The sequence below is a fragment of the Ideonella sp. FW305-24 genome (assembly GCF_058788035.1).
Window position 1 is genome coordinate 154,360 of the sequence record NZ_JBYTAI010000009.1, and the last position, 18,794, is coordinate 173,153.

Here is an 18,794-nt window from a genome sequence, read left to right on the forward strand (position 1 = left end):
GGCAGTGCGGTTGAAGGATCAATCGACCCGCAGCGGCTGCAAGGCTTGCAGCAGTGCGGTCGGCAAGGGCACCGGGCGACGTGTCACGCGGTCCACATAGACATGGATGAAGTGACCGGCCGCGGCGCTCATCTCGTCGCCCGCGCCAAACAGCCCGACTTCGTAGCGCACGCTGGAGCGGCCGACATGCGCCACGCGCAGCCCGGCCTCGACGGCTTGCGGAAAGGCCAGCGGTGCGAAGTAGTTGCAGCGGGTCTCGATCACCAGGCCGATGGTCTCGCCGCCATGGATATCCAGCGCACCGGCCTCGATCAGGTAGCCGTTCACGGCAGTGTCGAAGAAGCTGTAGTAGACGACGTTGTTGACGTGGCCATAGACGTCGTTGTCCATCCACCGGGTGCCGATGCTGCGGAACAGCGGATAGGCTTCGCGGGGCAAGGCCATGGGGCGGGTGTCTTCGCTCATCAGGCGATTGTTCCATCGGCAGCTGCCAGCGGCTGTCGCCTGCCGGACGAGGCCTGCCACGCCTTCCAGCTATCGCTGGCGAGTGCCAACGTGTGCCTTTGCAGCGCCACGGTGACGGCAATGTCATGCCCATAACCGCCGGCCATCGACAGCGCCACCGGCAGCCCGCGCTCGCGCAGCGCGTCCAGCACCAACAGGTCGCGCTGCGCCAGGCCAGCCGCGCTGACCTTGAGCCGGCCCAGCCTGTCGCCCTCGTGCGGGTCGGCGCCGGCCAGGTAGAAGACAAGGCCCGGTGGCGTGCGCTGCAGGCGTTGCCACACGGTGTCCAGGCTTTGCGCCAGCGCGGCCAGGTAAGCCGTGTCGTCGCAGCCGTCCGGCAGGTCCACGTCCAGGTCGCTGGGCACCTTGCGGAACGGGAAGTTGCGCGCGCCGTGCATCGAGAAGGTGAAGACGGTCGGGTCGTCGGCAAAGATCTCGGCGGTGCCGTTGCCCTGGTGCACGTCCAGGTCGATCACCAGCACGCGCAGCAGGCTGCGATGGTGGCGGTGCCATTCGGCCTGCATCAAGCGCGCCGCCACGGCCACGTCATTGAACACGCAATAGCCCGAGCCCTTGGCAGCGCTGGCGTGGTGCGTACCGCCGGCCAAGTTGGCGGCCACGCCTTCGCTGAGCGCCACCCGCGCCGCGGCAATGCTGGCACCGACCGAACGGCAGGCCCGCTCCGCCATGCGCGGCGACCACGGAAAGCCGATTTCACGCTGCTGCGCGGGGCTCAGCCAGCCTTGCAGCACGGCATCGATGTAGCTGGGCTCGTGCGCCAACGCCAGTTCGCCCTCGGTGGCTGGCGGCGCTTCGCGCAGTTGGATCTGCGGCAGCGACTGGGCCACTGCGTCGCGCAGCAGCGCATATTTGCCCATCGGGAAACGGTGCCCCGGCGGCAGTGGCAGCACGAAGTGGTCGGACGTGAAGGCCTGCATCGAGCCGCATTGTGCGGCCCCGGCGCGCCAGGCGCGCAAAGCCGGCTGACCATGCGCGGAATCCTCCTTCCGTATGCGGAATCATTGCCGCCAGCCAAATTGCTGCAGTGCAACAAAAGTGCTTGCAATGCGTTGGGAGATCTCTATACTTGAGGTCATGTTGCAGCGCACAAAACAGTCCGCGCTGTCCTCACGGATCGAAAGATCCACCCGCCGCTGTTTTTCTTCACTGAATGGAGACTCTGATGCTGACTGCTGAACAACTGGTTGCCAACCAAAAGGCCAATGTGGAAACCCTCTTCGAACTGACCGCCAAGGCCTTCGAAGGCGTGGAAAAACTGGTCGAACTGAACCTGCAGGTGGCCAAGGCTTCGATGAGCGAAGTCGCCGAAACCGCCAAGGCCGCCATGTCGGTCAAGGACGCGCAGGAACTGCTGTCGCTGCAAGCCAGCCTGATGCAGCCGGCCGCCGAAAAGGCAGCTGCCTATGGCCGCCACCTGTATGACATCGCTGCGGCGACCAATGCCGAACTGACCCGCGCCGCCGAAGCCCAGCTGTCCGACGCGCAAGGCAAGTTCATGGCCACGGTCGACACGGCGGTCAAGAACGCCCCGGCCGGTTCGGAAAACGCCGTGGCGCTGGTCAAGTCGGCCATGGCCGCTGCCAACAACGCCTACGAAAGCGTGCACAAGGCCGCCAAGCAGGCCGCCGATGTCGCCGAAGCCAACTTCCAGGCGATGACCAACACGGCAGTCAAGGCTGCCCAGTCGGCCCCGAAGCCGCGCCGCGCCGCCACTGCAGCCTGAGCTTTGAGACACAGGGGGAGCAGATTCACCCTGTAACGCGGACGGCCGGGAACTTCCCCGCCGTCCGCTGCTCCATCTGGAGGGGCACCGCAGACAGCCACCTGCTGGTGCTCGCTCCATGGAAGGTTGTCTCCTCGGTGCCTTCTTCTCCAGTTAGGCACCTTCAAACCCGACTCTGGTCACGCTGACCCGGTCGGGTTTTCTTTTGGCAGAACCCGGCGCAGCGCCGGGTTTGCTGTTTCTGGCCTGGTCAGCGCGTCAAGGCCGTGATGCGCGCCTTCAGCGCCGCCACCTGCGCCAGCGCCGCTTCGCGGCCGGACTGCACGGCCTTGGCGCGGGACGCGAAATCGGCGCTGGAGACGCCAACCAGGCCGGGGCGCAGCACGATGTCGGCGTCCTTCAGCTCGAAGCGGTTGATGCTGCGGCCCATGATGGCGAAGGTCTGCAGCAGCAGGTGAAAGGCGTCGCCGGTCGCGGCGCCGTCGGGTGGGGAGGAAATGTCGACCGCGATCACCAGGTCGGCCCCCATCTGGCGCGCAAAGCGCACCGGCACCGGGGACACCAGGCCGCCGTCCACATATTCACGCGTGCCAATCTTGACCGGCTGGAACACCGCCGGCACAGCGCTGGAGGCGCGAACTGCCGCCCCGGTGTCGCCGCGCTGGAACAGCACGGCCGCGCCGTCGTCCAGATCGGTGGCGACGATGCCCAGTGGCACCTTCATCTGCTCGATGTTCAGGTTGCGGGTCTGCGCGCGCACGTAGCGCGCCAGCGCGTCACCGCGAATCAGGCCACGGCCGGGGAATGCCCAGTCCGTCAGCGCCGATTCGTCCATGCCTTGCGCCAGCGCAGCCAGTTCCGCACCTGACTTGCCGGACGCATACAGCGCCGCGACCAGGCTGCCGGCCGAAGTGCCGACCACCAGGTCCGGCTTGATGCCCTGCTCTTCCAGCACCTGGATCACGCCAATGTGGGCAAACCCCCGCGCCGCGCCGCCGCCCAGCGCCAGGCCAATGCGGGGTGGCTTCGGCGCTGCGCTGGGGATCAGCGGTGGCGGTGGCAACTCGACGTGCACCGGAGGCGGCGTCGCAGGCGGGGTCGATTGGCAACCGACCAGCAGGCCGGTCAAACCGCCAGCAGCCCAACCCAGGCAACGGCGACGGGAACAACGCGAATTCATGGACGAGCAGGTCTCCAGAGACTTCCAGTGGCAACGGATTCTAGGTGGCGCATGAGCTTGGAAGATTTCTTCATATTCATTTGAAATAAACAATCAACTTTTATGTTCTTTTCAAGAATAAGAAGGCTTCCTACAGTGCATGGCATCGGGTGTTCCCTGCCCCCCAGCCATCGCCATGTACAACTACACCGACTTCGACCGCCAGTTCGTCCGCCAACGCGCCGCCCAGTTCCGTGATCAGCTGACACGCAACTTGGCTGGCGAGCTCGGCAGCGAGGAATTCAAGCCACTGCGGCTGCAGAACGGCTGGTACGTGCAGCGCCATGCGCCGATGCTGCGCGTGGCCGTGCCTTATGGCGAGCTGAACAGCCGCCAGCTGCGCCAGCTGGCCGGCATCGCCCGCGAGCATGACCGCGGCTTTGGCCACTTCACCACGCGCCAGAACCTCCAGTACAACTGGATTCCGCTGACGCAGGCGGCCGACGTGATGGACAAGCTGGCCGAAGTCGACATGCACGGCATCCAGACCTCGGGCAACTGCATCCGCAACATCACCAGCGACGTGTTCGCCGGCATTGCGCCCGACGAAGTCGTCGACCCGCGCCCGTACTGCGAAATCCTGCGCCAATGGAGCACGCTGCATCCCGAGTTCGCCCACCTGCCGCGCAAGTTCAAGATCGCCGTGTCCGGCGCCACCGAAGACCGTGCCGCCATCGCCTGGCATGACGTGGGTCTCCAGTTGCTGAAGAACGCGGCCGGTGAAGTCGGCTTCAAGGTGCTGGTCGGTGGCGGCATGGGCCGCACGCCGGTGATCGGCAGCGTGATCCGCGAATTCCTGCCCTGGCAGCAGGTCCTCGTCTACCTCGAAGCCATCGTGCGGATCTACAACCGCTTCGGCCGCCGCGACAACGCCTACAAGGCCCGCATCAAGATCCTGGTGAAGGCCGAAGGCCAGAAGTATTTCGACGCGGTCAACGCCGAGTTCGACAAGCTGATGACCTCCGACCCGGCTGGCCGCGAACACATCATTCCCGAATCCGAACTGGCCCGCGTCGCCGCGAGCTTCCAGGACCCGGTGGGTGTTCACCCTGCGGTGGGCGGCTTCGACCCGCATCGCACCGGCCCGGCACCGACCGCCTTCCTGCGCTGGCTGGAGCGCAATGTGCACGGCCACCGCATCTCCGGCTACCGTGCCGTCACCCTGTCGCTGAAGCGCCCGGGCCAGGCGCCTGGCGACGTGACCGCCGAGCAGATGGACCTGGCCGCCACCATGGCCGACCGCTACTCCTTGAGCGAGCTGCGCGTCAGCCATGACCAGAATCTCGTGCTGCCCTGGGTGCGCGAGGCCGACCTGTTCGCCGTGTGGCATGCCGCCCGCGACGCCAGCTTCGCCACGCCCAACATCGGCCTGTTGACCGACATGATCGCCTGCCCCGGCGGCGACTTCTGCGCACTGGCCAATGCCCGCTCCATCCCGGTCGCCGCCAGCATCACCGAGCGTTTCGACGACCTGGATGCGCTGTACGACCTGGGCGACATCGACCTGCACATCAGCGGCTGCATGAACTCCTGCGGCCACCACCACACCGGCCACATCGGCATCCTTGGCATCGACAAGGACGGCGACGAGTGGTACCAGATCTCCGTCGGAGGCTCTGATGGCTCGACGCTGAGCGGCGCCTCGGTGCCTGGCAAGGTCATCGGCCCGTCTTTCGCGGCCGAGGAAGTGCCGGACGTGATCGAGGCGCTGATCGACACCTACCGCGCCCAGCGCGAAGCCGGCGAACGCTTCATCGACACCGTGCGCCGCATTGGCGTGCCGCCGCTGCGTGCCGCGGCCGACGCCGTGCGCCACGCCACCGCCAAGCCCCAGCAAGACCAAGAGCTGGCCACCGAAGCGGCCTGAGCCGGTCACAGGACATCCACCATGAAGTTCGTTTCCCTCCAAGACACCGGCTGGCAGGCAGTTGACGCCGCCGAAACCGCGCCGGCCGCCGCCGCCCAGCGCCTGCTGACGCTGGCCCAGTGGCAAGCCGTGCGCGCCAGCTGGCCGGCCGAGCTGCCAGTCGCCGTCACGCTGCCCAACACATTCGACGTGGAAGAACTGGCCAGCGACCTGCCGCGCATCGCGCTGGTCGCACTGCAGTTCCCCAAGTGGACCGACGGCCGCGCCTACAGCCAGGCCCGCACGCTGCGCGCCCGCCTGGGCTACCAGGGCGAAGTGCGCGCCACCGGCGAAGTGCTGGTCGACATGCTGCCGCTGCTGCAGCGCACCGGCGTGGACGCCGTGCAGCTGCGCGCCGACCAGCGTGAAGAGAGTGCCCGCCGCGCGCTGACGCTGGTCACCGAGCACTACCAGGGCGATGTCTCGCAGAGTCGCCCGCTGTTTGCAAGGCTTGCTGCATGAGCGCCGACAACCTCTCCGTCCTGCCCGCGCCGGATGCCGGCGAAACCTCCACCCTGCCCTGGGCCAGCGCCGCGTCCAGCGCGATTGCGCTGTATGCCCGCCACACGGCTGGCTTCGAAGCGCGCGTGGCAGCCACGGTCGCCTGGCTGCGCGAAGCCGCCGAGCAGCACCCCGGCAGCGTCGTGCTGGCCAACAGCCTGGGCGCCGAAGACATGGTGCTGACCGACCTGATCGCGCGCCACAAGCTGCCCATTGCCATCGGCACGCTGCAGACCGGCGCGCTGCACGCCCAGACGCTGGCGCTGATTCCGCAGATCGAGCAGCGCTATCAGCTGCCGGTCGAGGTCTACGAGCCGCGCAACGAAGCGGTGGTGCAGTTCGTGCGCAAGAACGGCGAAAAAGCCATGTACGAAAGCCTGGAGCTGCGCAAGGGCTGCTGCTTTGTTCGCAAGCTGGAGCCGCTGGGCCGCATGCTGGAAGGCCGCAGCGCCTGGGTCACCGGCCTGCGCCGCGAGCAGTCGCAAAACCGTGGCGAGATGCCCGCCAGCGAAGTCGAGGCCAACGGCCGCACCAAGTACAACCCGCTGGTCGACTGGACCTGGGCCGACATCTGGCACTACATCGAGCAGAACAACGTGCCGTACAACGCGCTGCACGACCAGTTCATGCCCAGCATCGGCTGCGCACCCTGCACCCGCGCCATCGCGGTGGGCGAGGAATTCCGCGCTGGCCGCTGGTGGTGGGAAGACGAGAAGGCCAAAGAATGCGGCCTGCACGTTCGACCTGAAGCCGAGACGGCCGAAGCCTGAACCCGCGCATGTCCCTGCCTGCCAACCCCGCAACACCAGGCCGCGTCATCTTCATCGGTGCCGGCCCTGGTTCGGCTGACCTGATCACGCTGCGCGGTGCCCGGGCGCTGGGCCAGGCGCAGGTCGTGCTGTTCGACGCCTTGACCGACCCGTCGCTGCGCGACTTCGCGCCACAAGCCCTGTGGCTGGACGTGGGCAAGCGCGGCTTCACCGCCGCCACCGCCCAGGCGCGCATCAACGCCTTGCTGGTGCAGCACGCCACGAGCGGCGCCGTCGTCGCCCGGCTCAAGGGCGGCGATCCGTCCATCTTTGGGCGTCTGGAAGAAGAACTGCAAGCGCTGGCCGAGGCCGGCATTGCCAGCGAAGTCATTCCCGGCGTGACTGCGGCGTTGGCAGCGGCTGCCGCCACGCAGCGTCCGCTGACCCGCCGCGGCCAGGGCCGCAGCCTGGCGCTGAGCACCGCGATGACGGCAGAGTTGGAGTTGCGTGCCAGCCAGCGCGCAGACACCGAAGTCTTCTACATGGCCGGCCGCCAGCTGGCCGACCTCTCCCGCCGGCTGCAGGACGCCGGCTGGGCAGGCGACACGCCGGTCAACGTGGTCTCTCGCGCAGGCTGGCCGGACCAGCTGATGTCCGACCATTGCGTGAGCACCTTGCCAGCCGCCTGCGTGATGCATGCCGGCCGGCCGGCCGTGGTCACCGTGGGCGTCGGCGCGGCACCGGTCTGTCGCCTGTTGGCTGCGCCGACTGCGACAGCAGTTGAAGGCCATCCAGCAAGCGCCGCCTTCCCACCGTAAAATTCGCTTTTCGCCAGCCGCTGCCGGCGCGGTCGACTTCGGTCGCCAGCCGCCGCGCAGCAAGCCACGCGTGCGTTCCTGCAGACGGGGCGCCCCCTTTTCTCATACCAACGATTCCGCCCCATGACCCACGTCGTCACCGAAGCCTGCATCCGCTGCAAGTACACCGACTGCGTCGACGTCTGCCCCGTCGACTGCTTCCGCGAAGGCCCGAACTTCCTCACCATCGATCCGGACGAGTGCATTGACTGCGCGGTCTGCATCCCCGAGTGCCCTGTGAACGCCATCCTGCCCGAGGAAGACGTGCCCGGCGACCAGCAGCAATACATCGCGCTGAACGCCGAACTCGCCAAGCTCTGGCCCAGCATCACCAAGCGCAAGCCCGCGCTGCCGGATGCCGACGAGTGGAAGGACAAGACCGGCAAGCTGGGCGAGCTCAAGCGCTGAGCGCCGCGCTCACCCGAACAGCCCGCCGCGTGCGGGCTTTTTTGTGGGCTTTTTGCGCCGGCCAGTCCGCCACCGTGTTGCGCGCTGGTTAAGGGCGATAATCCGCCCGCGCTGCCGTCTCTCTCACGACTGCAGCGCATCCGCTAGGGGTGTTGGCCCGTCCACCGGACGGGGCCGACTGAGACAGTCCCTTTGAACCTGATTGAGGTAATCCTCGCGCAGGGAAGCCATGTTGAGAGCGCGTGCCGGTCCTCGGCCGCCATTCACTGCATTGCCCTTGCGCCATCGACTGGAAGTCACCGATGGCCCGCCGCCTTTCTTCTTCTTTTCTTCGCCTGCCGCTCGCGGCTGCCGCGTTGCTGGCATTGACCGCCGGCGCTCACGCGCAAACCACGCCGACCGAAGTCGTCACCGTGACGGGCCGCAGCAGCGCCCTGCCCGCCACCATCGCCGGCTTTGGCGACACGCCGCTGGCGCGCTCGCCGTTCCAGGCCAGCGTGCTGAACACCGGCCTGCTGCTGGACAGCGGCATTGACTCGCTGGGCGAGATCACCAAGCTGGACGCCAGCATTGGCGACGCCTACAACGCACCCGGCTACTGGGCCTCGATGCGGGTGCGCGGCTACGAGTTGGACAACCGCCACAACTACCGGCGCGACGGTCTGCCCATCAATGCCGAGACCGCGCTGCTGATGGACAACAAGGAAAGCATCGAGGTGCTCAAGGGCACCAGCGGCGCGCAGGCCGGTATCAGTTCGCCTGCGGGCCTGGTCAACTTCGTCGTCAAGCGGCCTCGCGGGGATCAGAAGAGCGTGCTGCTGGGCTGGACCGAATCCGGCAGCCTGAAGGCCGCGGCCGACATCGACCAGCAACTGCTGGACGGCCAGGCCGGCCTGCGCATCAACGCCTCGGTCGAAAAGCTGGACCCGCAGCAGCGCGACACCGAAGGCCACCGCCACCTGCTGGCCGCAGCCGGCATGCTGAGCCTGGGCAGCGGCGGCAAACTGGAGGCCGAGGTCGAGTTCAGCCACCAGTCGCAACCCAGCGTGCCGGGTTACAGCATGCTGGGCGACACTTTGCCCAAGGCCTCGACCGTGGACCCGCGGCTGAACCTGAACAACCAGCCCTGGTCGCTGCCAGTGGTGTTCGACGGCCAGACCGCCAGCCTGCGCTGGACCCAGGCCCTGAGCGCGCAGTGGCAGCTCAGCGCGCAGGCCATGCTGCAGCGGCTGCAGACGGACGACCGCGCGACCTTCCCGGTTGGCCTGTTCGACCCTGTCACCTACGACTGCGCGCCGTGCGACCGCTACAGCGCCGACGGCCATGTGTCGCTGTGGGACTTCCGCAGCGAAAACGAGCACCGCGACACCCGCACCGCCGCGCTGACGCTGGAAGGCAAGCTTGCCACCGGTCCGCTGACCCACCAGCTCTCCACCGGCCTGACCTGGAGCAAGCTCACCGCCCGCTTCGGCCCGCAGACCTACAACCTCGCCGGCACCGGCACAGTGGACGGCAAGACCGAGGTGCCGGCCAGCCCCGAGGCGCTGTACACCAACACCAACCGCGACGAGCGCAGCGTCGAACTGCACCTGCGTGACGTGCTCGACCTGAGCCAGGCCACCCGCCTCTGGCTGGGCCTGCGCCACACTCGGCTGTCGCGCGGCAGCGTGGCCACCGACGGCAGCGAGCCTGTCAGTTACGACCAGAGCTTCACGACGCCATGGCTGGCGCTGACGCAGCAGTTCACGTCCACGCTGATGGGCTACGCCAGCTGGGGCCAGGGCATCGAGAGCGACGTGGCACCGAACCGCCCGGTCTACAGCAATGCCGGCCAGCCGCTGCCTGCGCTGAAGAGCCACCAGACCGAAGTCGGCGTCAAGTTCCAGGACCGCGAGCTGGACGTCAGCCTGACCGCATTCGACATCCACCGCCCGGTCAGCAGCGACCTGGGCAGCTGCTCGGACGATGGCAGTTGCACCCGGGTGAGCGATGGCGACGCGCGCCACCGCGGCCTGGAAGCCAGCGTGGACTGGCACGGCGGCCCGCTGACCCTGCGTGGCAGCGCAATGGCACTGCGCGCCCGGCGCGAAGGCGCGGCCGATGCGGCCCAGAACGGCCTGGTGCCGGAGAACGTGGCCCAGCGCTCGCTGCGTGCCACTGCCATTTACGCACCGCCGCAAGTGCCCGGCTTGTCGCTTGTCCTCACCGCTTCACATGAAGGCTCACGCTACGTGCTGCCGGACAACTCGGTCGCCATTCCTGGCTGGACCACCTGGTCCCTCGCCAGCCGCTACCAGACCCGCATTGCCGGCCACGACACCGTGCTGCGCGTGGGCGTGGACAACCTGTTCGACCAGCGCGCCTGGCAGGAAAGCCCGTACCAATATGGCCACGTCTACCTGTATCCGGTGGCGCCCAGAACTTTTCGCGCGTCTTTTCAAGCGTTTCTGTGAGCCCCCAGACCTGCCGCTTCGCGTCAGGCCCCCCGAGGGGGAGAAGAAAACTTGGAGCGGCCCGGCGTTTTCTTGTGAAACCCTTTAATTTCTGCCTATAATCTGAGGCTTCACTTCCCCGATAGCTCAGTTGGTAGAGCGCCGGACTGTTAATCCGTAGGTCCCTGGTTCGAGCCCAGGTCGGGGAGCCAAATCAAGACGCCAAGGTGCCACCGCATGCCTTGGTCGACATACCAAGGTCTCGGGATTTCCGGGACTGACGAACTGCCAGTCAAGTAATTCACTTGCTTGGACAATTCCTCGATAGCTCAGTCGGTAGAGCGCCGGACTGTTAATCCGTAGGTCCCTGGTTCGAGCCCAGGTCGAGGAGCCAAATCATGAGAGCCAGCAGATGAATGTCTGCTGGCTCTTTTTTTCGTGGCTTCGTCAGCGCCTTTTCAGGTCAGTTCTTCAAGCCAAGCTTGGGAATGAGGGTCTTGAAGGTCTCGTTGTCACGCGCCATCACGGCACGGAAGGTTTCGTCGTCTCCGTAGGCGTAGCCGAGGGACAACTTCTCCATCGCTTCGCGCATGGCCGGCTCCTGCATGGTCTTTTGCGTCGCCACCTTCAGGATCTCGACCACCTCCTTCGGCGTGTTCCTCGGCACCCCCAGGCCACGCCAGGTGCCCACGGCCACGTCAATGCCACGCTCCTTCAGGGTCGGCACCTTCTCAAACCCCTTCTGGCGCTGATCGGCCATGACCGCCAGCATCTTCAGCTTGCCGGCCGCCACATAGGTCGCCACCTCCGCCGGGCTGACCGACACGGCGTCGATGTGGCCGCCCAGCAGGCTCAGCACCGCAGGGTTGGCACCCTGGTAGGGAATGTGGCTGAACTTCGCACCAATGCGGTCTTCCAGCGCCGCGGCCGCCAGGTGCCAGATCGAGCCGTTGCCCGAGTTGCCGACCTGCAACTCGGTGCCCGGCTTCTTGGCGGCGGCGATGAACTCCTCGATGGTGTTCCACGGCGCATCGGCCTTCACCGTGATGGCGGCCGGGTCGGCGTTCATGCGGGCGATGGGCGTGAACTCCTCGTGGCTGAACTTCTGCAGCCCCAGGTGCGGCAGCGTGGTGAGTTCCACCGTCATCAAGGCCAGCTTGTAGCCATCCGGTTTGCTGTTGAGCACCTCCTGCCAGCCGATCACGCCGCTCGCACCAGGCCTGTTGTAGACCACGATGGGTTGCGGAAAGTGCCTGCGCGCAGCCTCGGCAAAGGCACGCGCCAGTGCGTCGGTCCCGCCGCCGGGGTTGTAGGGAACGACCAGCTCCACCGGGTGATTGGGGTAGTCGACAGCCAAGGCAGGACCGGCGCCACAGGCGGCAAGCAGGGCGAGGCAAAAGGCGATGCGGCGGTTCATGTTGTCCCAAATAGTCTGACCATTTGAGAATCGCAGCGTTTTCAAACCCTGCCAATCGGGTTAGCCCGGCTTTGGCGCGCCCAAGAGAGACTGTCGCGCGCCAGGCATGAAGCGCCGGGGCGCACACTTCGACCAGCCGAAACAGGCACCTGAAAAAACAGGCCCACATGGGGCCTGTTTCATCTATCGATCAAGCGAGAGACGTGGGCTGAAGGCGCGCCAGGCGCCGTCCGCTCACTTGCTGGCTGCGGGAGCAGCAGCAGCGGCCGCGTCGGCCTTCTTCTTCGAGTGCTTCTTGTGCGAAGCCTTGGCCGGAGCCGATGCAGCAGCGGCCGATGCCTCCGGCTTGGCGGGCGTTTCGGTGGCGAAGGCACCGGCAGCAAACACGGTGGCGATCAGGGCAGCAGCGAGCTTGTTCATGGCAGTTTGACCGCGAGGTCAATCAAGTGGATGGTGCCGGTTCAACGCCACATGTTTCTGGCACGTTGACGAATCAACCTGTCGTCAAGCTGTCATCGGTGCCGGCGTGTCGCGGTCGAAGCGGTCCAGCACGTGACTCAGCATGCCGCGCGCCAGTTCCTCCTCACCATAGAAGACGGCGCCGATCTTGTCGCGCCGCAGCAGTTCGGACTCGTCTTCGCTGTGGGTGCGCAGCACCACCTCGATCTGCGGGTTCAGCGCGCGGGCGGCCTCGGCCATCTGGCGCACGTTCAAGGCGTCCGGCGTGGCGATCACCAGCATCGCAGCATTGGCAATGTGGGCCTGGATCAGCACGGCAGGATCGGCTGCATTGCCAGAAACTGCGGCCACACCGCGCTTGCGCAGGTCTTCCACGCGCTCGCGGTTCTGCTCGGCGACGACGTAGGGGATGCCGCGTGCGTCCAGCCCCTGCGCAATGCGCTTGCCCACGCGGCCGTAGCCGACGATCACGACCTGACCTTCCAGGTAGCGGCGCTCGGTGCTGGTAGGCAGTTCGGCGTACGGGTCTTCGCGCTGCTCCAGCCGCTGCGCCAGCGTCGAGCGCGCCAACACCCAGCGGCGAAACGGTTCCAGCGCGGCGAACAGCAGCGGGTTCAGCGCGATGGAGATCAGCGCGCCGGCCAGCACCAGGCTCATGCCTGCGGCCGGCAACAGGCCCAGCGCCACGCCCAGTCCCGCCAGGATGAACGAGAACTCTCCGATCTGCGCCAGGCTGGCGGCCACCGTCAGCGCGGTGTTCAGCGGGTAGCGGAACAGGATCACCAGTGCCGCAGCGGCAAGCGCCTTGCCCAGGATGATGACGGCCACCACCGCCAGCACATGCCCCGGCTGCTCGACCAGGATGGCCGGTTCGAACAGCATGCCGACCGAGACGAAGAACAGCACCGAAAACGCATCGCGCAGCGGCAGTGACTCTTCGGCCGCCCGGTGGCTGAACTCCGACTCGCGCATCACCATGCCAGCGAAAAACGCGCCCAGCGCAAACGAGACCTTGAACAGCACTGCAGCGCCGTAGGCAATGCCGATGGCCACCGCCACCACCGCCAGCGTGAACAGCTCGCGCGAGCCGGTGCGCGAAACCTGCCACAGCAACCAGGGCAGCACCCGCCGGCCCACCACCAGCATCAGCACGATGAAGGCAGTCACCAGCAGCAGGGTCTGGCCAATGGCCCACCAAAGAGGCTGGCCAGCTTCGGCTTCGGGCACGGTGCCGCCCAGCACCCCCGCCAGTGGCGGCAGCAGCACCAGCACCAGTACCGTGGCCAGGTCCTCCACCACCAGCCAGCCGACCGCGATGCGGCCGTTCATGGACTCGAGCGTGTTGCGCGCCTCCAGCGCCTTCAGCAGCACCACCGTGCTGGCGCAGGACAGCGACAGGCCAAACACCAGGCCCTGCCCCCAAGTCCAACCCCACCAGTGGGCCAGCAGCATGCCCAGCAGCGTCGCAAACGTCATTTGCACGATGGCGCCGGGCACCGCCACGCGCTTCACGGCCAGCAGGTCCTGCAGCGAAAAATGCAGGCCCACGCCGAACATCAGCAACATCACGCCGATCTCCGACAGCTGCGACGCGATGTGCACGTCGGCCACATACCCCGGCGTGGCCGGGCCGATCAGGATGCCGGCCATCAGGTAGCCGACCAGCGCGGGCAGCTTCAAGCGCTCCGCGATGAAGCCAAGGACGAGGGCAACGCCAAAACCGGCGGCAATCGTGGTGATCAGAGAGGTGCTGTGTTCCATGTCCGGTTGACCTTACCAGACGCTTCCGTTCCTCCAGGCGATGGCCGGACGCTGCGACAGGAATAGCGCTCAGCTGCGCGCGCCCAGTCGCCGGGACAAGGCCGCCGCGCTGGCCCTCAACAGCTGCGCAGCGACACCTTCGGGCGACGGGTCCAGCGAGGCGCGCGGGCCGATCGCGGTCAGCGCCAGCACCATCGCGCCAAAGCCATCGAACACCGGCGCGGCCAGCGCCGAGATGCCCTGCACCGTACCGCCGTCGACGCTGGCGAAGCGCTGCGCGCGGACCTGCGCCAGCTCGGCCTCGAAGCTGGCGTCGATGCCCTTCGGCGGCTTCGCGCCGGCCGGCGCATGGGCCGCTTCGTCGCGCAAGGCCTGCAGCACCTGCTCGCGCGGCGCAAAGGCGGCAAACAGCCGGCCCGAAGCCGTGCCGCGCACCGACACCACCGTGCCATGCCGCATGTTGACGTGCACCGCCGTCGGCCCCTCCTCCAGCCGCACGAAGGTCGGTCCGCGGTTGCCCCAGATCGCGATGCCCACGGTCTGGCCGATCTGCCGCGCCAGCGCCGGCAGTTCGGCCGAAGCCAGGCGGATCGGGTCCACCTGCTGCAGGCTGATCAAGCCCATCTGCAGCGCCAGCGGCCCCAGGCCGTACTGCCCGGTGGCCGGGTCCTGGGCGATCAGGCCCAGCTTGCCGAAGCTGACCAGGTAGGGATGCGCCTTGGCCGGCGCCATGTCGGCTTCGCCGGCCAGTTCCTTCAGCGGCGCCGGCCGGCCCAGGTGCACCAGCGCCCGCAGCAGCCGCCCACCGACCTCGATGCTCTGGATGCCGCGCGAGCCGCCGCCCTCGTCTTCAACGCTCATCGTTACCACACATTGGTAGTTATACCTAAACGAATTGTTTTGACATTATCAAACGAATTGACCAAGATCAACACACTTTCACATTGCCTAATCGATTCGTCATGAGCAAAGAACCCACCAAGGCATTTGCCTCGCAAGCCGATCTGGAGGAGAAGAAAGTCTCGTTCACGCGGCTGTCGGCCAACGCCTATGCCTACACCGCCGAAGGCGACCCAAACACCGGCATCATCATTGGCGACGACGCGGTGATGGTGATCGACACCCAGGCCACGCCGGTGATGGCGCAGGACGTGATCCGCCGCATCCGCGAGGTGACCGACAAGCCCATCAAGTACGTGGTGCTCAGCCATTACCACGCGGTGCGCGTGCTGGGCGCCAGTGCCTACCAGCCGCAGCACATCATTGCCAGCCGCGACACCTACGACCTGATCGTCGAGCGCGGCGAGGCCGACAAGGCCAGCGAGATCGGCCGCTTCCCGCGGTTGTTCCAGGCGGTGGAGTCGGTACCGGACGGCATGACCTGGCCGACCATGACCTTCACCGGCCGCATGTCGGTCTGGCTGGGCAAGCTGGAAGTGCAGTTGATCCAGCTCGGCCGCGGCCACACCAAGGGCGACACCGTGGCCTGGCTGCCCGAGCAGAAGATCCTGTTCAGCGGCGACCTGGTCGAGTTCGACGCCACGCCGTATGCCGGCGACGCCTACTTCAAGGACTGGCCGCAGACGCTGGACAACATCGCCGCGCTGCAGCCCGTGGCCCTGGTGCCCGGCCGCGGCGCCGCGCTGACCACGCCCGAACAGGTCGCCGCCGGCCTGGCTGGCACGCGCAGCTTCGTGTGGGACGTGTACGCCGCCGTGCAAGCTGGCGTGGCGGCCGGGCAGGACTTGAACGCGGTCTACAAGTCGGTCTACGCCCAGCTCAAGCCCAAGTACGGCCACTGGGTCATCTTCGACCACTGCATGCCTTTCGACGTGACGCGCTGCTATGACGAGGCCACCCAATACGTCGATCCGCGGGTGTGGACGGCCGAGCGCGACCGCCAGATGTGGGAAACGCTGGAGGGCTGAGCCATGGCCGCGGTCGAAACCGATTTCCAGCAACTGCGCTTTGGCTACCAGCGCAGCGCCGACCAGGACGCCGTCATGCCGGTGCGCCGGCCGGTGGTCGTCGTCGGCGCCGGGCCGGTGGGCCTGAGCCTGGCCATTGACCTGGCGCAGCGCGGCGTGCCGGTCGTGCTGCTGGACGAGGACAGCCAGCTCTCGGCCGGCTCGCGCGCCATCTGCTTTGCCAAGCGCACGCTGGAGATCTTCGACCGGCTGGGCGTGGGCGAGCGCGTGGTCGCCAAGGGTGTGAAGTGGAACGTCGGCAAGGTGTTTTTCGGCAACGAGGAAATCTACCGCTTCGACCTGCTGCCCGAGCCCGGCCATGAGCGACCAGCCTTCGTGAACCTGCCGCAGCACGCGGTCGAGGGCTACCTGGTCGAGCGCACGGCCGAACTGCCGGGGCTGGACCTGCGCTGGCATCACCGTATCACCGGCATCGCCCAGCAAACGGACCACGCGAGCCTCACTGTCAGCACGCCCGAAGGCGACTACACGCTGGAAGCCGAGTACGTGGCCGCCTGCGATGGCGCGCGCTCGCCGCTGCGCCAGATGCTGGGCCAGGAAAGCAGCGGCCGGGTGTTCCGGGATCGTTTCCTGATCGCCGACGTGCGCATGAAGCACGCGCAGCCCGCCGAGCGCTGGTTCTGGTTCGATCCGCCCTTCCATCCGGGCCAGAGCGTGCAAGGCGGGCAACGCACGCCGACCAGTGTGCTCATGCACATGCAGCCCGACGGCATCTGGCGCATCGACTTCCAGCTCGGCTGGGACGCGGACCCAGAGGTCGAGAAGCGGCCCGAAAACGTGCTGCCGCGGGTGCGTGCCCTGCTGGGCGAGGATCAGGACTTCACGCTCGAATGGGCCAGCGTGTACACCTTCGCCTGCCGCCGCATGCCGCGCTTCCGCCACGGCCGGGTGCTGTTCGCCGGCGACTCGGCGCACGGCGTGTCACCCTTCGGTGCCCGCGGTGCCAATTCCGGCGTGCAGGACGCCGACAACCTCGCCTGGAAACTCGCCGCCGTGCTGCAAGGCTGGGGCAGCGACGCCCTGCTGGACAGCTACGCCGACGAACGCGAAGCCGCGGCCGACGAGAACATCCTGAACTCGACCCGGTCCACCGACTTCATCACGCCCAAGAGCGAGATCAGCCGCGTCTTCCGCGACGCCGTGCTGCAGCTCGCCAAGCACCACCCGTTCGCCCGCAGCCTGGTCAACAGCGGCCGGCTCTCGCTGCCCAGCACGCTCACCGGCTCGCCGCTGAACACAGCCAGCGAGACGCCCGAAGGCTGCCGCATGGTGCCCGGTGCGCCGGCAGCCGATGCACCGCTGCAAGCCAAGGGCGATCAAGCGAGGTGGCTGCTGCGCGAACTGGCAAGGCGCGACCAGGGCTTCACGCTGCTGTTCTTCAATGAGGCGAACGATTGGTCTGACGCCGCATTGCGCCACGCCGCTGAAGGCTTGGCGCCGCTGCAGTTGCTGCACCTGCGTCCGCAAGACGACACGCAAGGCCTGCTGGCGCAACGCTACGCGCTGTTGCCCGGCAGCGCCCTGCTGCTGCGCCCCGACCAGCACCTGGCCGCGCGCTGGGAACGCCTGTTGCCCGACGCCACAGGCCAGGCCAAACTCCGCGCCGCGCTGCAACGCGCGCTGGCCCGCTGAACACCGGACACCGCCATGGCCTTGATCCTCACGCCCAACCTCGCCGCGCCCGACGACTTCTATGAAGCCCTGATCGCCGCGCACCAGGACCTGGACACCGCCGCGAGCCACGCGCTCAATGCTCGCCTGGTGCTGCTGCTGGCCAACCACATCGGCGAGCTTCCGGTGCTGCTCGAAGCGCTGCAGGCCGCGCGCGACAGCGGCCCCGCGCCCAAGAACAACGACCTGAGAGACAACGCATGACCGCCACCCACGTTTCCCGCCGTGCCGCCTTGCTGGCGACCTTGGCTTCGACCGCCTCCCCGCTGTTTGCGCAGGCCCAGGACCGGCCGCTGGAATGGGTGCTGGGCTACGCGCCAGGGGGCGGCTCGGACGTGGTGGCCCGCACCGTGGCCGATGCAATGAGCAAGACGCTGAACCGGCCCATCGTCGTCAACAACAAGCCCGGCGCCGCGACCAACATCGCCGCCGACTACGTGGCCAAGTCCAAGGACTACGGCAACGTGATGTTGACGGCCGACTTCGCCACGCTGGCTGCCAACCCCTCGCTGTTCAGCAAGCTCAGCTACAACGCGGAAAAGGACTTCACGCCGGTCGGCCTGCTGGCACGTTTTCCGCTGCTGCTGGTGGTCGCGCCCAATGTGCCGGTGAAGAACTGGAAGGAATTCCTGGCCTGGGCCAACAGCCATGCGGACGGCACCAGCTATGCCTCGGCCGGCGCCGGCAGCCCGCACCACCTGGCGACCGAGCTGCTGCGCGAGCGCACGGGGCTCAAGCTGATCCACGTGCCCTACCGAGGCGCCGGCCCTGCCGTCACCGACCTGCTGGGCGGTCAGGTGCCATTCGGCATGATGGACACCGCCAGCGTGCAGCAGTACCTCGGCAGCGGCAAGCTGAAGGCCATTGCGGTGGCCAGCCCGCAGCGCCTGAAGGTGCTGCCCGAGATCCCGACCTTCGCCGAACAAGGCCTGCCGAACTTCGTCGCCTATGCCTGGCAGGGCCTGGTCGTGCCCACCGGTACGCCGCCCGAAACCGTGGCTAAGCTGAACAAGGCCTTGCAGGCGGCGCTGGACAGCACCTTCGTCAAGGCCCGCTTCCAGACATTGGCGCTCGAAGCCCTGCCCGGCACGCCGCAGCAGATGGCCGACTACGTGCGAGCCGAGCGCGAACGCTGGGGCCAGCTGATTCGCGCCAACCACATCACCCTCGATTGATTC

At 67.1% G+C, this 18,794-nt stretch carries 18 protein-coding genes, 2 tRNA genes and 1 riboswitch; of the genes, 13 read left to right on the plus strand and 7 right to left on the minus strand.

Annotation, left to right across the window (positions count from 1 at the left end; genetic code table 11):
* Positions 1–18: 18 nt before the first annotated feature.
* On the minus strand, positions 19–465 hold the full coding sequence (locus AC3WR5_RS22840) for an acyl-CoA thioesterase (protein ID WP_492487394.1): 447 nt from the start codon (positions 463–465) through the stop codon (positions 19–21).
* Positions 465–1,442, minus strand: coding sequence for a histone deacetylase family protein (locus AC3WR5_RS22845; protein WP_492487396.1), 978 nt, complete (start codon positions 1,440–1,442; stop codon positions 465–467). Before AC3WR5_RS22845 ends, AC3WR5_RS22840 begins: the two co-directional genes overlap by 1 nt.
* Before the next feature lie 242 nt (positions 1,443–1,684).
* Between AC3WR5_RS22845 and AC3WR5_RS22850 the strand changes: the two genes are divergently transcribed.
* On the plus strand, positions 1,685–2,248 hold the full coding sequence (locus tag AC3WR5_RS22850; protein WP_141288716.1) for a phasin family protein: 564 nt from the start codon (positions 1,685–1,687) through the stop codon (positions 2,246–2,248).
* Between the two features lie 250 nt (positions 2,249–2,498).
* Here AC3WR5_RS22850 and AC3WR5_RS22855 read toward each other — a convergent pair whose 3' ends face one another.
* Entirely contained in the window at positions 2,499–3,428 is a 930-nt protein-coding gene (locus tag AC3WR5_RS22855; protein ID WP_492487397.1) for a patatin-like phospholipase family protein, read from the minus strand.
* Positions 3,429–3,603: 175 nt separating this feature from the next.
* Here AC3WR5_RS22855 and AC3WR5_RS22860 point away from each other — a divergent pair, with 175 nt between their 5' ends.
* The 8 genes from AC3WR5_RS22860 to AC3WR5_RS22895 all read left to right on the plus strand — a co-directional run bounded on the left by AC3WR5_RS22860 (position 3,604) and on the right by AC3WR5_RS22895 (position 10,714).
* Positions 3,604–5,334, plus strand: a complete 1,731-nt coding sequence (locus AC3WR5_RS22860; RefSeq protein ID WP_492487399.1) for a nitrite/sulfite reductase — start codon at positions 3,604–3,606, stop codon at positions 5,332–5,334.
* 21 nt (positions 5,335–5,355) lie between these two features.
* The gene (locus AC3WR5_RS22865) at positions 5,356–5,835 is read left to right on the plus strand and encodes a DUF934 domain-containing protein (RefSeq protein ID WP_492487400.1); all 480 of its coding nucleotides are present in this window, start codon (positions 5,356–5,358) and stop codon (positions 5,833–5,835) included.
* Complete coding sequence (locus tag AC3WR5_RS22870; RefSeq protein ID WP_492487401.1) at positions 5,832–6,644, plus strand: phosphoadenylyl-sulfate reductase; 813 nt, start codon at positions 5,832–5,834, stop codon at positions 6,642–6,644. The genes AC3WR5_RS22865 and AC3WR5_RS22870 overlap by 4 nt, the downstream gene beginning before the upstream one ends.
* An 8-nt stretch (positions 6,645–6,652) precedes the next feature.
* Positions 6,653–7,441 (plus strand): uroporphyrinogen-III C-methyltransferase, encoded by a 789-nt coding sequence (gene cobA / locus AC3WR5_RS22875; RefSeq protein WP_492487402.1) that lies wholly within the window; start codon positions 6,653–6,655, stop codon positions 7,439–7,441.
* A 123-nt stretch (positions 7,442–7,564) separates the two neighbouring features.
* On the plus strand, positions 7,565–7,888 hold the full coding sequence (fdxA, locus tag AC3WR5_RS22880; protein WP_141288510.1) for a ferredoxin FdxA: 324 nt from the start codon (positions 7,565–7,567) through the stop codon (positions 7,886–7,888).
* A gap of 135 nt (positions 7,889–8,023) precedes the next feature.
* Positions 8,024–8,130: riboswitch (TPP riboswitch) on the plus strand.
* A gap of 60 nt (positions 8,131–8,190) precedes the next feature.
* Positions 8,191–10,341 (plus strand): TonB-dependent siderophore receptor, encoded by a 2,151-nt coding sequence (locus AC3WR5_RS22885; protein WP_492487403.1) that lies wholly within the window; start codon positions 8,191–8,193, stop codon positions 10,339–10,341.
* 115 nt (positions 10,342–10,456) lie between these two features.
* Positions 10,457–10,532 (plus strand) — tRNA-Asn (locus AC3WR5_RS22890).
* A 106-nt stretch (positions 10,533–10,638) separates the two neighbouring features.
* Positions 10,639–10,714, plus strand: a tRNA-Asn gene (locus AC3WR5_RS22895).
* Between the two features lie 69 nt (positions 10,715–10,783).
* On the opposite strand, the gene AC3WR5_RS22900 is transcribed toward AC3WR5_RS22895, so the two are convergent.
* The 4 genes from AC3WR5_RS22900 to AC3WR5_RS22915 form a co-directional block, all read right to left on the minus strand.
* A complete protein-coding gene (locus tag AC3WR5_RS22900; protein WP_492487404.1) occupies positions 10,784–11,737 on the minus strand; it encodes a tripartite tricarboxylate transporter substrate binding protein in 954 nt (317 codons plus the stop codon).
* A 234-nt stretch (positions 11,738–11,971) separates the two neighbouring features.
* Positions 11,972–12,157, minus strand: coding sequence for a hypothetical protein (locus tag AC3WR5_RS22905; protein ID WP_141288513.1), 186 nt, complete (start codon positions 12,155–12,157; stop codon positions 11,972–11,974).
* A gap of 84 nt (positions 12,158–12,241) precedes the next feature.
* Positions 12,242–13,957, minus strand: a complete 1,716-nt coding sequence (locus tag AC3WR5_RS22910; protein ID WP_141288514.1) for a cation:proton antiporter domain-containing protein — start codon at positions 13,955–13,957, stop codon at positions 12,242–12,244.
* Between the two features lie 69 nt (positions 13,958–14,026).
* A complete protein-coding gene (locus tag AC3WR5_RS22915; protein WP_492487405.1) occupies positions 14,027–14,818 on the minus strand; it encodes an IclR family transcriptional regulator in 792 nt (263 codons plus the stop codon).
* Positions 14,819–14,919: 101 nt separating this feature from the next.
* Between AC3WR5_RS22915 and AC3WR5_RS22920 the strand changes: the two genes are divergently transcribed.
* The 4 genes from AC3WR5_RS22920 to AC3WR5_RS22935 are packed head-to-tail and all read left to right on the plus strand — an operon-like array spanning position 14,920 to position 18,791.
* Entirely contained in the window at positions 14,920–15,885 is a 966-nt protein-coding gene (locus tag AC3WR5_RS22920) for an MBL fold metallo-hydrolase (protein ID WP_492487406.1), read from the plus strand.
* Positions 15,886–15,888: 3 nt separating this feature from the next.
* Positions 15,889–17,577 (plus strand): FAD-dependent oxidoreductase, encoded by a 1,689-nt coding sequence (locus AC3WR5_RS22925; protein ID WP_492487407.1) that lies wholly within the window; start codon positions 15,889–15,891, stop codon positions 17,575–17,577.
* 15 nt (positions 17,578–17,592) lie between these two features.
* A complete protein-coding gene (locus AC3WR5_RS22930) occupies positions 17,593–17,820 on the plus strand; it encodes a DUF2783 domain-containing protein (RefSeq protein ID WP_141284741.1) in 228 nt (75 codons plus the stop codon).
* A complete protein-coding gene (locus tag AC3WR5_RS22935; RefSeq protein ID WP_492487408.1) occupies positions 17,817–18,791 on the plus strand; it encodes a Bug family tripartite tricarboxylate transporter substrate binding protein in 975 nt (324 codons plus the stop codon). Before AC3WR5_RS22930 ends, AC3WR5_RS22935 begins: the two co-directional genes overlap by 4 nt.
* Positions 18,792–18,794: the final 3 nt, after the last annotated feature.